Source organism: Acidiphilium sp. C61 (assembly GCF_905116885.1).
Classification (GTDB): domain Bacteria; phylum Pseudomonadota; class Alphaproteobacteria; order Acetobacterales; family Acetobacteraceae; genus Acidiphilium.
In genome coordinates, this window is sequence record NZ_CAJHNI010000005.1 from 2,686,830 (window position 1) to 2,701,421 (window position 14,592).

Sequence of the window (14,592 nt, forward strand, 5' to 3'; positions counted from 1 at the left end):
CTCTAGTTATCAATATGATAGAGCACGACATCCGATCCTGATGGATCGGAACGTGCTCTAGAATATCATCTTCGCGCACCGGATGACATTCGAAGGGTCAAAAATCACAGGATCGTGAGCCGCGCTGTTCGTTTGGCGACATGGCGCATCCTCTCGTCCGCCCCTATGTGTAAAATAATGGAGGAGCGAGGAATTCGCAGTGCGACGCGCGGGCTGCCGCGCATCCTGCCCGGTTTCGTGCCCGTCGTCGGGCTCGTCCTCGCCGCGGGCGCGCTGCTTCCGGCACAAGTCGCCCATGCCGCCGAGCCGCAACCCTATGACGTCGCTTTCGCGGCCACCGGCAACGCCCCGCTCGACACGCTGATCCGCCAGAGTTCGAGCCTCGAAACCCTTCGCGGCAAGCTCGCGGTCGGCCCCTTCGCGCTGATCGCCCGCGCCCGCGCCGATCTCGACACGTTCCGCACCGTGCTGGAAAGCGAGGGCTACGATTCCGGCACGATCAGCATCACCATCGACGGTCATGCCTTGTCCGACCCCGCCTTGCCCGACCTGCTGCGCAAGGCGCCGGCGAACCCGCCCGCCCGCGTCCGCGTGGCGATCGTGCAAGGCCCGCTCTATCACGTTGGCGTCATCAGCACCCCCGGCCTCACCGATCCCGCCGCCGCCGCTTCACTCGGCGTGAAGCCGGGCGAGCCCGCCACCGCTGCCCCGCTCGTCGCCGCCGCGTCCCGCCTGGAGACGAAGCTGCGCAATCTCGGCTACGCCTTCGCGAACGTCGCCCCGCCCGTCGCCGAGGCCGATGACACGACGCATACGCTCGCCGTCACCTATCCGGTGACGATGGGCAAGCGCGTCGATGTCGGCGCCATCACCTTCACCGGCATGCAGCGGATGCACCGCCGCTTCATGGCGCGGCACATCGCGCTCAAGCCCGGCCAGCGCTACAGCCAGACGGCGCTGGACGCGGCGCGCGACCAGTTGCTCGGCCTCGGCGTGTTTTCTTCCGTCACCGTCCACACGGCCGCTTCACCGCACCCCGCCGGGCAGGTGCCCATCGCCTTCGCGGTGCGCGAGCGCAAGCGCCATACCGTGGCACTCGGTGCGTCCTATTCCTCCGATCTCGGCATCGATGCCAATGTCTCCTGGACCGACCGCAACCTGTTCGGCGGGGCGCAGAGCCTGATCTTGTCGCTCGGCGCCACCGGCATCGCCGGCAGCGGCCGCAGCCAGACCGCGACCTTCGGCAAGCACACGTATGTCGTCGCCCCCGGCTACGATGCGAAGGCGACCTATCGGGTGCCCGATTTCATCCGCCCCGGCCAGTCGATCGCCGCGACGATCGAGGCGCTCAAGCAATACCTGCCGGCCTATAGCCGCACCGCCTTTCTCGGCCGCGCCATCGCTGCGCGCCCGCTCGGCCCGCATCTGACGCTCGATTACGGCGCCGGCTTTATCTTCGAGAAGGTGAACCAGGAGGGCGAAAGCCGCACCTACCGCCTCGCCCAGCTTCCCGTAACCCTCTCCTACGACACGGCAAATTCGCTCCTCGACCCCACGCGCGGCGTGAAGCTCACCCTGCGCGTCACCCCGAGCCTGTCCCTCGGTGCTGGCGTACAGCCTTTCGTCATCACCGAACTTACAGGCAGCACCTACATCAATCTCGAAGCGCCCGGCCGCGGCGTGCTGGCGCTGCATGGCGTGCTCGGCCGCATCTTCGGCGGCTCGCAATTCGGCATCCCGCCCGACCAGCGCTTCTATGCCGGCGGCACCGGCACGGTGCGCGGCTTCACCTACCAGACGGTCGGCCCGCTCTTCCCCGATGGCATCCCCCAGGGCGGCACCGCGATCGACGCGCTGGAAACCGAGTTCCGCCAGCGCATCGGCAAGCATTTCGGCATCGCCCCCTTCATCGATGCCGGCCAGGTCTCGGCCCATGGCACGCCCTTCACCGGCACGCTGCGCATCGGCGCCGGCCTCGGCCTGCTCTATTACACCGGCATCGGCCCGCTACGCGTCGATGTCGGCGTCCCGCTCAACCGTGCGCCCGGCAGCGCTTCCGTCGCCGTCTATATCGGTCTCGGACAGGCCTTCTGATGCGCCGGGTCTTCAAGATCATCCTCTGGATCGCCGGCATCCTGATCGCCCTGCCGGTCCTTGCCATCCTCGCGCTCGACATCGCGCTGAACACTGGCGCCGGCCGCGCCTTCGCCACGCACGAGATCGGCGCGCTCTCCGGCGGCACGGTCAGGATCGCCGGCCTCGCCGGCCATTTCCCGAAATACATCGCGGCACGGCGCATCGCGATCGCCGATCGCAAGCGCCAGTATCTCGTCATCGACGATGCCGTCCTCCGCTGGTCGCCGCTTGCGCTCCTGCACCGCAGGATCGACATCGGCGAGCTTGCCGCGAAACGCATCGACGTCCTGCGCCGGCCCGCGCCCGCAGCCGCGAAACCGAAGCCGAAACAATCCGCCGCGAGCAGCATCCCGAACCTCTCGCTGGTCCTGCACCGTCTCGAAATCGGCCGTCTTGCTCTCGCGAAACCCGTGCTCGGCCACACGCTCGCGCTGAACATCACCGGCCAGGCCCGCGCGAAATCGCTCGACGACATCGCCGCCACGCTTGACGCTACCTCGCTCGAAGGCCCCTCGCTCGGCGCTCCCGGCACCTACCGCCTCGCCGCGACCCTCGATGCCAACAGGGTGAACGCGCATCTCACCGTCCACGAACCGCCCGGCGGCCCCATCGCCGCCTTCGCCGGCACCGCCAGCCAGCCCGATCTCGCGAAGCAACCTGTCGATCTCTCGCTGACCATCGCTGGCCCGCGCAATGCCGCCGCCCTGCACTTCGCCAGCGCCCTCGGCGATCTCAAGGCGCACGGCACCGGCACGGTCGACCTCTCGCCAGCCACTCCCGGCGCCGATCTCACCATCATCATTCCCGAACTCGCGCCCTATGCCGCCCTCGGCAAGCAGACGCTCGGCGGCCGCACCGTGCTGCACCTCGTCGCGAAACATCGAGGCGACGCCACGACACTTCACTTCGACGACACGGTTGAGATCACGCAGGCGGCGAAACCCGTCCCCGTCCTGGTCGGCAAGCGCGCGACGCTCGCGGGCGATTTCACCCTGGCCCACGGCATCACCACCATCCACAGCCTGACGCTCGACATGGCGGCGCTAAGGGCAAAGCTCGCCGGCACCGCCGCACGGTCGCATCTCGCGCTCAAGGGCACGTTCACCCAGCCCGATCTCGCCCTCATCGCGCCGCAACTCGCCGGCCACGTCACCGAACATCTCGACCTCGCCGGCCCGCCCGACAATCTCGCCCTGCACGGCACGGTGGATGGTCTGGCAACCGCGAAGGGCGTGCAATCCGGCCCGTTCCACCTCGCGATCGACGCCACCAACCTGCCCGGCGCGCCGCAGGGACAGCTCACGGGCACCGGCGCGCTCTACGATTCCCCGCTCTCGCTCAGCGCCACTTTCGCCCGCAGCGCCGCCGGCGCGATCGATCTCGACCTCAAAACCCTGTCCTGGAAATCGCTGCGGGGGCAGGGGCGCATCACCCGCGCCCCGGGCGCGATGCTGCCGGACGGCGCGATTCACATCGCGATGACGCGCCTCGCCGATCTCGCCCCACTGCTGCACATGAAGCTCGCCGGCGCGTTCGCCGCCGATTTCACCCACCATTCCGGCCAGCCCGCCGCCATCGCGCTCACCGCCAGCCACCTCGCCTATGGTACCGTCGCCGCCCTTCGCGCCGCGCGGATCGACGCGACGATCGACCATCTCGCCACGCCCCAAGCGATCGACGCGACCGTGACCCTCACCGGCCTCGACAGCAAGGCGGCAGCGGGCAACCTGACCCTCACCGCCAAAGGCAGCGCGGCCGCGCTCGCCGTTACTGCCGCCGGCCGTTTCGCGCGCCTCGCCGGCAAGCCGGCGCAGCTCGATCTCGCCGCGACACTCGATGGCAAGACCCGCACCATCCACCTCGCGAAACTCGATGCCGCCGCCCGCGGCGTCACCGCCCGCCTGCTTGGCCTCGCCACCATCAGCGCAGGGGCGACCACCGAAATCCACCATCTCGCCCTCGCCCTGGGCGGGCTCGGCGGTGCGGCGCGAATCACCGCCGACGGCACCATCCGCCCGTCGCTCGCCCTCGATGCGAAAATCGCCAATCTCCCCGCCGGCATCGCCCGCGCCGTCGATCCCAACCTCGCCGCCACCGGCCTGCTCGACGCCACCGCCCATCTCACCGGCACGCTCGCCGCCCCCACCGGGACGATCGCGCTGCAGGGCAGGGGGCTCGGCCTCGCGTCCGGCACGGCTGCGAAGCTGCCGCGCGCAACCATTGCCGCCCGCGAGACGCTGCTCGGCCACGCCCTGCGCGGCACCATCGCCGCAACGCTCGGCCCTGCCCGTCTCAGCCTCGACGGCACCGCCCCGCTTGCGCTCACCGGCCCGATGGACCTGTCGTTCCGGCTCGACAATCTCTCGGCCTCGCTGCTGCACGCGGCCGATCCGAAACTCACCGCCTCCGGCATCGTCACCGCCCGCGCCCGGCTGACCGGCACGCCGCGCGCGCCGCGCGGCACGGTCGATCTCGCGGCGACATCCATGCGCCTGCTCACCGGCCCCGCCGCCTCGCTGCCGCCGGCCGATCTCACCGCGCATGAAACCCTGCTCGGCCACAGCGCCCGCGGCACCGCGCGCCTTGCCCTCGGCAACCGGGCGGATCTCACCCTCACCGGCACCGCGCCGCTGGCGGCCGCCGGAGCGATCGACCTTGCTCTGACCGGAACCGCCAATCTCCACCTTCTCGACCCGCTCACCGCAGCCGGCGGCACCGCGGTCGGCGGCACCGTGACGCCGGATCTCCGCGTCACCGGCACGCTGGCCGCGCCCCGCGCCGCCGGCACGCTCACCCTGGCCGGCGGCCGGGTGCAGAACATCGCCAGCGGGCTCGACCTCTCGGCGATCGACGCCACGATCACCGCCGCCGGTCGCACCATCCGGCTCGACCGTCTCTCGGCCAAGGCCGGGGCTGGCACGATCGACGGCTCCGGCAGTTTCGGTCTCGCCAAACCGATGCCGGTCGATCTGCGGCTCGCCTTCCATCACGCGAGCCCGATCGCGAGCGACATCCTGACCGAACGCCTCGGCGGCGCGCTCAGCCTCACCGGCGATATCGACACCGGCGCCAGGCTCGCCGGCACCGTCGCGATCGAGACGGCGAATATCCAGATTCCGCAGGGCCTGCCGCCCTCGGTGGTCAGGCTCGACATCCGGCGCAAGGGCGCCCGTCCGCCGCCACCCGCCGCCCCGGCGCCACCCGTGGCGCTCGACCTCACGGTCGATGCCCGCAACGAGGTCTTCGTGCGCGGCAAAGGGCTGTTCGCCAATCTCGGCGGGCGCCTGCATGTCGGCGGCACGCTCGCCGCACCGCAGCCTACCGGCGGCTTCCACCTGATCCGCGGCTATTTCAATCTTGGCGGCAAGACGCTCGATCTCAGCCGCGGCACCGTCCACTTCAACGGCAACGGCATGATCCCGGTGATCGACCTCGAAGTGAGCGGCACCGCCTCGGACGGCACCGTCTCGACGCTGGCGCTGACGGGCGCTGCCAGCGCGCCGAAGATTTCCCTCTCCAGCCTCCCGTCCTTGCCGTCGGACGAGGTGCTGGCGCATCTGCTCTACGGCACCAGCTCGCAGAGTCTCTCGGCGCTGCAGGCCGCCTCGCTCGCCGCCTCGTTGGCCGATCTCGCCGGTATCGGTGGCGGCGGGCCGGATGTGGTCGGCGGGCTGCGCAAGGCGCTCGGGCTCGACCAGCTCTCGATCGGCGGCGGCACCAGCGCGCCGACGATCAATGCCGGCCGCTACGTCGCCCCCGGGGTTTATGTCGGCGCGCAGCAATCGGCCACCGGCGGCGGCACCGGTGCCAAGGTCGAGATCAATCTCTACAAGGGGCTGAAACTGAAAACCGAGGTGCAGTCCAACAGCGGGACCGGCGGCAGCACCGGCCCCGGCGAATCGGTCGGGCTGACCTACCAGTTCGACTATTGAGCAGGCGGGTTCAGAGCATCTTTATCAATGTGGCAGAGCACGGCATCCGATCCGGATGGATCGGAACGTGCTCTATAACAGCTGCCCGCCATCGACGACGATATTCTGCCCCGTCACCCAGCGCGCCGCCGGCGAGGCCAGGAACATCGCCACCTCGGCGATTTCCTCCGCCGTGCCGAACCGCCCGAACGGAATCGAGGCGAGGGTCGTCTCGTAGAGCTTCGGATTGGTCGTCTTGCGCTGTTCCCACAGACCGCCGGGAAAGGCGATCGAGCCGGGCGAGATTGCGTTCACCCGGATCCGCTTTGGTGCCAGCGTCGCCGCCTGCGACATCGTGTAGTTGATCACCGCCGCCTTCACCGCCGCATAGGGCTGGCTGCGGGTCGAGGCGCGCAGGCCGGAAATCGAAGCGAGATTGACGATCGCGGCCCCCTCGGCGGCCTCGAGGAAGGGCAGGGCGGCATGGCTCGCCCGCACCACCGCCATCACATCCACCCCGATCGCGGCGGCCCAGCCCGCCTCGTCATCGGTCATCCCGAAGCCCGAGGCATTGTTCACCAGAATGTCGATGCCACCCAGGGCGGCGGCGGCGTCCGGCACGAACCGGGCGATCCGTTCCGCATCGGCAAGGTCGCAGGGGGCGGCGAACACCACCCCGCCATGCCCGGCGATTTCGCGCCGCGCCACGTCCAGCGCCTCAGCGCCGCGGGCACAGATCGCGACCGCGGCTCCCTCGGCGGCAAATCCCATCGCGATGGCGAGGCCGATTCCCCGGCTTCCGCCCATCACCACGACCTTCCTGCCCGCAAACCGCATCGCCCGCTCCTCGCCTTCATGTTGTGGGATGGCCGGAGCAAACGCGCCCCGGCCCGCCGGTTCAGGCCGCCTTCTGCTTGGCCGCCGTCGGATAGTCGGTATAGCCCTCGGCGCCGCCCTGGTAGAAGGTCGACATATCGGGCGGGTTCAGCGCCAGCCCGTTGCGGAAGCGGGCAACCAGGTCGGGGTTGGCGATGTAGAGCTGGCCAAAGGCCACCGCATCCACCTCGCCCGCCTCGATCGCCGCCTCGGCGCTCTCGCGGGTGAATTTCTCGTTGGCGATATACACCCCGCCGAACGCCGCCTTCAGCTTCGGCCCGATCCAGTCCGCCGCCTTGTGCTCGCGCGCCGCGATGAAGGCGATCTTCCGCTTGCCGAGTTCGGTGGCGACATGGGTGAACAAGCCGAGCTTGTCGGAATCGCCCATCGAGTGCGCATCGCCGCGCGGCGAAAGATGCACGCCCACCCGGTCGGCACCCCAGACGCCGATCACCGCGTCCGTCACCTCCAGCAGCAGCCGCGCGCGGTTCTCGATCGAGCCGCCATACCGGTCGGTGCGCTTGTTGGTCGAATCCTGCAGGAACTGGTCGAGCAGGTAGCCGTTCGCGCCATGCACTTCGACACCGTCGAAGCCGGCCGCCTTGGCGTTCTGCGCCGCGACCCGGTAGGCCTCGATCACGCCCGGAATCTCGTCGGTCTCTAGCGCGCGCGGCGTCACGAAGGGCCGTTCCGGCCGCACCAGGCTCACATGTCCCTCGGCGGCGATCGCGCTGGGGGCGACGGGCAGTTCGCCGTTCAGGAAGATGGGGTCGGAAATCCGCCCGACATGCCAGAGCTGGGCGAGGATGATGCCGCCCTCGCGATGCACCGCCTCGGTGACGATGCGCCAGCCCGCCACCTGCTCATCGGACCACAGGCCCGGTGTCGCGGCATAGCCGACGCCCATCGGCGTCACCGAGGTCGCCTCGGAGAGGATCATTCCGGCCTCGGCGCGCTGCGCGTAATATTGCCCCATCAGCGCGTTGGGGAGGCGCGCCTCGCCGGACCGCGCGCGGGTCAGCGGCGCCATGACGATGCGGTTGCGCAAGGTGAAGGCGCCTGCCTGCAGGGGTTCAAACAGTTTCGACATGGATCAGCCTTTCGGGTTGATGCTGCGACTTCAGGGAGTGGTTTCGGGCAGACCAAGGGATTTCGCGAGTCCCCTGATCAGCGCTTCGATCGCGCCGTCATTGCGCCGGTAGAACACGAAGGTTCCAACCCGCCTTGTCTCGACCAGCCCCGCCGCGTGAAGGGCGGCGAGATGGGCCGAAATGCTCGATTGCGACAGCGGGCAGCTCCGCTCGATCTCCTTCGCGCAGACGCCGAAGGAGAGCGGGTGCGGCTGCCCGACGAAATGCCGTTCCGGATCGGCGAGCTTGGCAAGGATCGCGCGCCGCACCGGATGCACCAGGGCCTTCAGCCCTTCATCCAGATCCGGCGCGCGGTCATGATCGGCATCGATCGTCATGCAACGATAGATGGATCGGAAAAATCCGATATGAAGATCGGGTTTTGTGAATTTATGCAGGGCAGGGATGCGCGCCGCCCGTCCGGCGCGCATCCCGCATCATCTCAGCCCCGCTGGTCGATCGAGACGTAATCGCGGCGCACGGCACCGGTATAGAGCTGGCGCGGCCGGCCGATCCGCTGCGACGGGTCGGCGATCATTTCCATCCACTGGCTGATCCAGCCGGTGGTGCGCGCCAGGGCGAACAGCGGGGTGAACATCGTGGTCGGGAAGCCCATCGCCTTGAGGATGATGCCCGAATAGAAATCGACGTTCGGATACAGCTTGCGCTGCACGAAATAATCGTCGTCCAGCGCGATCTTTTCCAGCTCCATCGCGAGTTCCAGCAGCGGCTCGTGCTTGATCCCGAGTTCGCCCAGCACCTCGTGGCAGGTCTGCTGCATGATCTTCGCGCGCGGGTCGAAATTCTTGTAGACCCGGTGGCCGAAGCCCATCAGCTTGGTGTGGCTGTTCTTGTCCTTCACCTCGGCGATGAAGGCCGGGATGTTGTCCTTGTGGCCGATCTCGCCGAGCATCTTGAGCACCGCCTCGTTGGCGCCGCCATGCGCCGGGCCCCAGAGGGCGGCGATGCCGGCGGCGATGCAGGCGAAGGGGTTGGCCCCGGTCGAGCCGGCGAGCCGCACGGTCGAGGTCGAGGCGTTCTGCTCATGGTCGGCGTGCAGGATCAGGATGCGGTCCATCGCCCGCTCCAGGATCGGGTTCTTCCGATACGGCTCCGGCGGCACCGCGTTCATCATGTAGAGGAAGTTCTCCGCATAGGAGAGATCGTTCCGCGGATACATGAAGGGCTGGCCGGTCGAATATTTGTAGGCCCAGGCGGTGATCGTCGGGATCTTGGCGATCAGCCGGAACGCGCTGATCTCGCGCTCCCGCGCATCGTTCACGTTGACGCTTTCCGGATAGAAGGCCGAGAGCGCGCCGACCACGCCGCACAGCACCGCCATCGGGTGCGCATCGCGCCGGAACCCGTCGAAGAAGCGGCGCACCTGCTCGTGCAGCATCGTGTGCATGGTCACGCCGCGGTTGAACGCCTCGAACTCGGCGGCCGTCGGCAGTTCGCCGAACACCAGCAGATGCGCGACCTCGAGAAAGGTCGATTTCTCGGCGAGCTGGTCGATCGGGTAGCCGCGATAGAGCAGCACCCCCTCATCGCCGTCGATATAGGTGATCTTGCTCTCGCACGAGGCGGTCTCGCCATAGCCGGGATCGAAGGTGAAGATGCCGGTCTGCGCCTGGAGCTTGCGGATATCAGCCACCTGCGGGCCGAGCGTGCCGGCCAGGAGCGGGAGTTCGGCGGTCTTGTCGCTTCCGGGTATCGTAAGCGTCGCGTGCGTCGCGCGCGCGCCTTCGGTCGTGCTGCTCATGCTCAAGATTCCTCTTCTGTCCGGTCGAACCGTCCTGATCCGCTTCCCGGTCGAGTGCCGAGACTAATCGGTCTGGGTGACTGTTTTGTAAATCCTTCGGGCATGATCGCGCAACCTTCGCGCCTGCAACATGACACTTATGCACCACCTGCGGGAGGCGGGTCGATCACCCGCTGCAACCGCGTGGTTTTCGGCTTCAGCTCGCGCCAGGGCGTGAGGACGAGGAATTCGGCGGCCCGCATCGTCGGGAAGCCCTCCTCCAGCCGCGCATGCGCCGCGCCGCGCTCCTGCGCGCCCGAGGCCAGCATCAGCGCCAGCTCGTGCAGCCCCGGATTATGGCCGACCACCAGCACGCTCAGCATCGTCTCGCGCAGCTCGCGCAGCATCTCCAGCATCCGCGCCGCCGGCGCCATGTAGAGCCCGTCGAGCACCTCGATGTTCGGTTGCCCATCCCAGAACGCAACGCCGTCCAGCGTCTCGCGCGTGCGCCGCGCCGAGGATACCAGCACCACGTCCGGCTCGATCGCCAGCTCCCGCAGCCGGGCGCGCATGCGCTGCGCCGCCGCCCGCCCCGCCGGGCTCAGCGCGCGGTCGTGATCGGCCTGGTCGCCCCTGGCCGGTTCGGCTTTGGCGTGGCGCATGAGGATGAGCTGGTGCATGTGTTTCTTTCGCGGCGGGAATGGCCGCCCGTTTATGCGCGGCTCCGCCCTCGCGATCCAGAGCGGCTTCCCTATTTATCACACATGAGCCTTGCGCTGGCGGCGGATCGACATCCATTCGCCGCCAGCGTCCGTAACCGCCACACCGTGAAGGAGGACCGATGACCGATATCCCCATCGCCCGGCGCGGCGTTCTCGCGGCGGCAGCCGGCGCCATGCTGACGCCGCCGAAGCTGACGCCGCCAAAGCTGCCGCAGCACCGCAGCCTCGCGTTCGACGTCTATCGCAATGGCAGCCATGTCGGCGTCCAGCGCCTGCGCTTCCTTGTCGATGGCACCAGCCTGACGGTGGACAACCACGTCGATCTCAAGGTCGGCCTTGTCGGCATCCCGCTGTTCACCTATCGCGCCCATATCGTCGAACACTGGCAGCGCGGCGCCTTCCACGCCGCCACCAGCGACATCGACAACGATGGCACCCGCATCCGCCTCGATGTCGAGCGCACGGATGCAGGCGTCGTCATCGCCGGCAACCGCATCGCCCGCTACACCGCCCCGCGCGACGCCCTGCCGCTCACCTACTGGAACAAGGCGATGCTGGACGGCCCGATGATCAACATGCAGACCGGCCATGCCGACCGGCCGACCGTCACCCATGAGGGCTGGTTCCGCCTGCCCGCCATGCCCTCGGGCAGCGTCACCGCTTCACGCTACCAACTCACCGGCCCGATCCGCCTCGCAGTCTATTACGACAAGACCAACACCTGGTCCGGCCTCGCCTTCCACCATCGCGGCCACATCACCTATCGCCCGATCCTCGGCTGATGGCCGGCCATCTCCGCGTCATCCTGGGCGACCAGCTCTCCCCCGCCATCGCATCCCTCGCCGGTCTCGATCCCGGCGCCGACACGGTGCTGATGGCCGAGGTGATGGGCGAGTGCACCTATGTCCCGCATCATCCGCAGAAGATCGCGCTCGTCCTCGCGGCGATGCGCCACTTCGCCAGGGCGCTGAGCGCTCGCGGCGTCGCCGTCCGCTACATCGCGCTCGACGATCCGGCGAATACCGGCACGCTTGCCGGCGAGGTTGCCCGCGCCTGCGCCGCGCTGAAGCCCGACGCCATCATCGCCACCGAACCCGGCGAATACCGCGTGCTCGAAGCCATGCGCGGCTGGGCGGAGCAGACCGGCATTCCCTGCGACATCCGCGACGACACGCGATTCCTCTGCTCCCGCGTCGATTTCGCCGCCTGGGCGGGATCGAAGAAGCAGCTCCGAATGGAGTTCTTCTACCGCGAGATGCGCCGCCGCCACCGCATCCTGATGGAGGGGGACGACCCGGTCGGCGGCAAGTGGAACTACGACCCCGAGAACCGCAAATCCCTGCCCGCCGGGCTTGTGCCCCCCGAAGCGAAGCGCTTCCCGCCCACGGCCGAAACCCGCGAGGTGCTCGCCCTCGTCGCCGCCCGCTTCGCCGGTCATTACGGCAGCCTCGACGGGTTCGACTGGCCGGTCACCGCGCGCGATGCCGAGGCGGGCTTCGCCGATTTCCTCGCCCGCCGTCTCCCCGGCTTCGGCGACTGGCAGGACGCGATGGCGGCGGACCGGGATTTCATGTTCCATTCCCTGGTCTCCGTCCCGCTCAATCTCGGCCTGCTCGACCCGCTCGATCTCTGCCGCCGCGCCGAGGCGGAATACGAAGCCGGCCGCGCCCCGCTCAACGCCGTCGAGGGCTTCATCCGCCAGATCCTCGGCTGGCGCGAATTCATCCGTGGCATCTACTGGCGGCACATGCCCGGCTACGCGACGCTGAACGCCCTCGGCGCCGAGCTGCCGCTGCCCGAATTCTACTGGACCGGCGAGACCGACATGCGCTGCATGGCGCAGGCGATCGGGCAGACGCTGCGCCGCGCCTATGCCCATCACATCCAGCGCCTGATGGTCACCGGCAATTTCGCCCTCCTCGCGGGCATCGCGCCGGATGCGGTCGATCGCTGGTATCTCGCCGTCTACGCCGATGCCTATGAATGGGTGGAGATGCCCAACACCCGCGGCATGGCGCTGCACGCCGATGGCGGCATCGTCGGCTCGAAACCCTACGCCGCCTCCGGCGCCTATATCGCCCGGATGAGCGATTACTGCGCCGGCTGCCGCTATGACGTGAAGGACGCGACCGGCCCGCGCGCCTGCCCCTTCAACGCGCTCTACTGGGATTTCATCGCCCGCCACGCCGATCGCTTCGCCGCCAATCCGCGCATGGCCATGCCGGTGCGGACATGGCACAAGATGGCGGAGCCGAAGCGCCGCGCCCTGCGCGACCGCGCCGCCGACCTGCGCCGCCGCCTGCAACACGGAGACCGAGTGTGAAACCCGTCACCAGCGCCGACGGCATCGTCTGGATCACCGGCGCCTCCAGCGGCATCGGCCGCGCCCTCGCCGAGGCGCATGTCGCACAGGGCTGGCGCGTCGCCATCACCGCCCGGCGCGAGGTCGAGCTTCGCGCCCTCGCCGAAACCCATCCGAGCCGCATCATCGTCGCCCCGGCCGACGTCACCGATCCCAACGCTGTGCGCGAGGCGGTGAACACCATCACCCGCGACGGCCCGATCGCCCGCGCCATCCTCAACGCCGGCACCTATGAGCGTGACACCGCCGAAACCTTCACCGCCGAGCGCTTGCGCCGCCAGGTCGAGCTGAACCTGCTCGGCACCGCGCACGGACTCGAACTGGTGATGCCGGCGATGATCGCCCGCAAGCGCGGCCAGATCGCGCTGATGTCCTCGCTCGCCGGCCTCGCCGGACTGCCCGGCTCGGTCTCTTATTCGACGACCAAGGCGGCGCTGATCGCCACCGCCGAAGCCCTGAAATTCGATCTCGACCGCCACGGCGTCGCGATCTCGGCGATCTGCCCCGGCTTCGTGAAATCGCCGCTCACCGCGCAGAACCGCTTCCCGATGCCCTTCCTGATGGAAACCCCCGCTGCCGCCCACGCCATCATGCGCGGGCTCGATGCCGGGCGGTTCCTCATCGCCTTCCCCGAAGGCCTGGCCCGCCCGCTGCGCATCCTGCGCCTGCTGCCCCATGCCGCCTTCTTCCCGCTCGTCGCCCGCTTCACTGGCTCGCGCACCCAGGGCGGGGCGGAGCCGGACCTGGACCCGGAGAGCTAGAGCATCATCCGATCGGATGGAATCATCTGATCGGATAAAGATGCTCTATTTATCAACAAGATAGAGCACGTTCCGATCCTGATGGATCGGAACGTGCTCTAGGTTCTGTACCTATTGCCATGACTACGGGGCGTCTGATTCAAGTCTGTTCGGAGGACTTGGAACATGGCGGAACTTTTCTGGCTGAACGACACGCAATGGGCTGCGATCGAACCATTGCTGCCGAAGCTTGGCGGCAAGCCTCGGGTTGATGACCGCCGGGTGCTGAGCGGCATCCTGCATCGCTTTCGCGAGGGCTTGCGATGGCGAGCGCTTCCTGAGGCCTATGGGCCACGAACCACGGTGTTCAACCGGTTCAACCGCTGGAGCCAGCGCGGCCTCTGGCAGGAGATATTCGCGGCGCTTGTCGCCTGCGCGGATCCGCCGCGCATCGCCATGGTGGACAGCACCTCGGTTCGGGCACACCGCGCGGCCGCGGGCGGTAAAGGGGGGCGCAAAGCCAGGCCATCGGCCGGTCGAGGGGTGGACGGACGACCAAGATCCACGCCGTCGCAGATGAGCAGGGACGCATCGCCGCACTCCTCCTGACGCCGGGACAGGCCTCCGACATCAGCGGCGCCAGGGCGCTTCTGCCCACAATACCGCCACCAGAAGAGCTGATCGCCGACAAGGCCTACGACGCTGATGATCTTCGCGCCTTCCTCACCCGCCAAGGCACCAGGCCGGTGATCTCGCCCATGCCCAACCGCCGCGCCATTCCGCACTTCGACCCCGTCGCCTACAGAAAGCGCAATCTCATCGAACGCGCCTTCTGTAGGCTCAAGGACTGGCGCGCCATCGCCACACGATATGACAAAACCGCACGAAATTTCCTCGCAGGTATCTGCCTTGTCCTCGCCGTCACATCATGGATCAGTTGAGTCCAGAGCCTAGAGCACTTTCCGATCGGATGG

At 68.3% G+C, this 14,592-nt stretch carries 11 protein-coding genes; 6 read left to right on the plus strand and 5 right to left on the minus strand.

From position 1 onward, the window contains the following. Positions 1-177: 177 nt before the first annotated feature. Together HUW10_RS15450 and HUW10_RS18560 are read left to right on the plus strand one after the other, a co-directional pair. Positions 178-2,094, plus strand: a complete 1,917-nt coding sequence (locus HUW10_RS15450) for an autotransporter assembly complex family protein (RefSeq protein WP_174504297.1) — start codon at positions 178-180, stop codon at positions 2,092-2,094. Then, positions 2,094-6,068, plus strand: coding sequence for a translocation/assembly module TamB domain-containing protein (locus HUW10_RS18560; RefSeq protein WP_174504298.1), 3,975 nt, complete (start codon positions 2,094-2,096; stop codon positions 6,066-6,068). Before HUW10_RS15450 ends, HUW10_RS18560 begins: the two co-directional genes overlap by 1 nt. A 72-nt stretch (positions 6,069-6,140) precedes the next feature. Here the strand turns inward: HUW10_RS18560 and HUW10_RS15460 are convergent, their stop codons facing one another. The 5 genes from HUW10_RS15460 to HUW10_RS15480 all read right to left on the minus strand — a co-directional run bounded on the left by HUW10_RS15460 (position 6,141) and on the right by HUW10_RS15480 (position 10,474). Then, on the minus strand, positions 6,141-6,884 hold the full coding sequence (locus HUW10_RS15460; RefSeq protein WP_174504299.1) for an SDR family NAD(P)-dependent oxidoreductase: 744 nt from the start codon (positions 6,882-6,884) through the stop codon (positions 6,141-6,143). A gap of 61 nt (positions 6,885-6,945) precedes the next feature. Continuing rightward, on the minus strand, positions 6,946-8,013 hold the full coding sequence (locus HUW10_RS15465) for an alkene reductase (RefSeq protein ID WP_174504300.1): 1,068 nt from the start codon (positions 8,011-8,013) through the stop codon (positions 6,946-6,948). 30 nt (positions 8,014-8,043) lie between these two features. Then, positions 8,044-8,391, minus strand: coding sequence for a helix-turn-helix transcriptional regulator (locus HUW10_RS15470; protein ID WP_174504301.1), 348 nt, complete (start codon positions 8,389-8,391; stop codon positions 8,044-8,046). Between the two features lie 104 nt (positions 8,392-8,495). Next, positions 8,496-9,815, minus strand: a complete 1,320-nt coding sequence (gene gltA, locus HUW10_RS15475) for a citrate synthase (RefSeq protein WP_174504302.1) — start codon at positions 9,813-9,815, stop codon at positions 8,496-8,498. 137 nt (positions 9,816-9,952) lie between these two features. After that, positions 9,953-10,474, minus strand: a complete 522-nt coding sequence (locus HUW10_RS15480; protein WP_174504303.1) for a histidine phosphatase family protein — start codon at positions 10,472-10,474, stop codon at positions 9,953-9,955. Between the two features lie 161 nt (positions 10,475-10,635). Here HUW10_RS15480 and HUW10_RS15485 point away from each other — a divergent pair, with 161 nt between their 5' ends. From HUW10_RS15485 to HUW10_RS15500, 4 genes are all read left to right on the plus strand, one after another. Beyond that, the gene (locus HUW10_RS15485) at positions 10,636-11,298 is read left to right on the plus strand and encodes a DUF6134 family protein (protein WP_174504304.1); all 663 of its coding nucleotides are present in this window, start codon (positions 10,636-10,638) and stop codon (positions 11,296-11,298) included. Further along, positions 11,298-12,839, plus strand: a complete 1,542-nt coding sequence (locus tag HUW10_RS15490; protein WP_174504305.1) for a cryptochrome/photolyase family protein — start codon at positions 11,298-11,300, stop codon at positions 12,837-12,839. Before HUW10_RS15485 ends, HUW10_RS15490 begins: the two co-directional genes overlap by 1 nt. Continuing rightward, positions 12,836-13,639: an SDR family NAD(P)-dependent oxidoreductase gene (locus tag HUW10_RS15495; protein WP_174504306.1), complete on the plus strand. Its 804-nt coding sequence runs from the start codon at positions 12,836-12,838 to the stop codon at positions 13,637-13,639. The genes HUW10_RS15490 and HUW10_RS15495 overlap by 4 nt, the downstream gene beginning before the upstream one ends. Before the next feature lie 165 nt (positions 13,640-13,804). After that, a protein-coding gene (locus tag HUW10_RS15500; protein WP_371808631.1) for an IS5 family transposase occupies positions 13,805-14,559 on the plus strand; the annotation gives its coding sequence in 2 pieces (ribosomal slippage) (positions 13,805-14,125 and positions 14,128-14,559; 753 coding nt in all). The last annotated feature ends 33 nt before the right edge of the window (positions 14,560-14,592 follow it).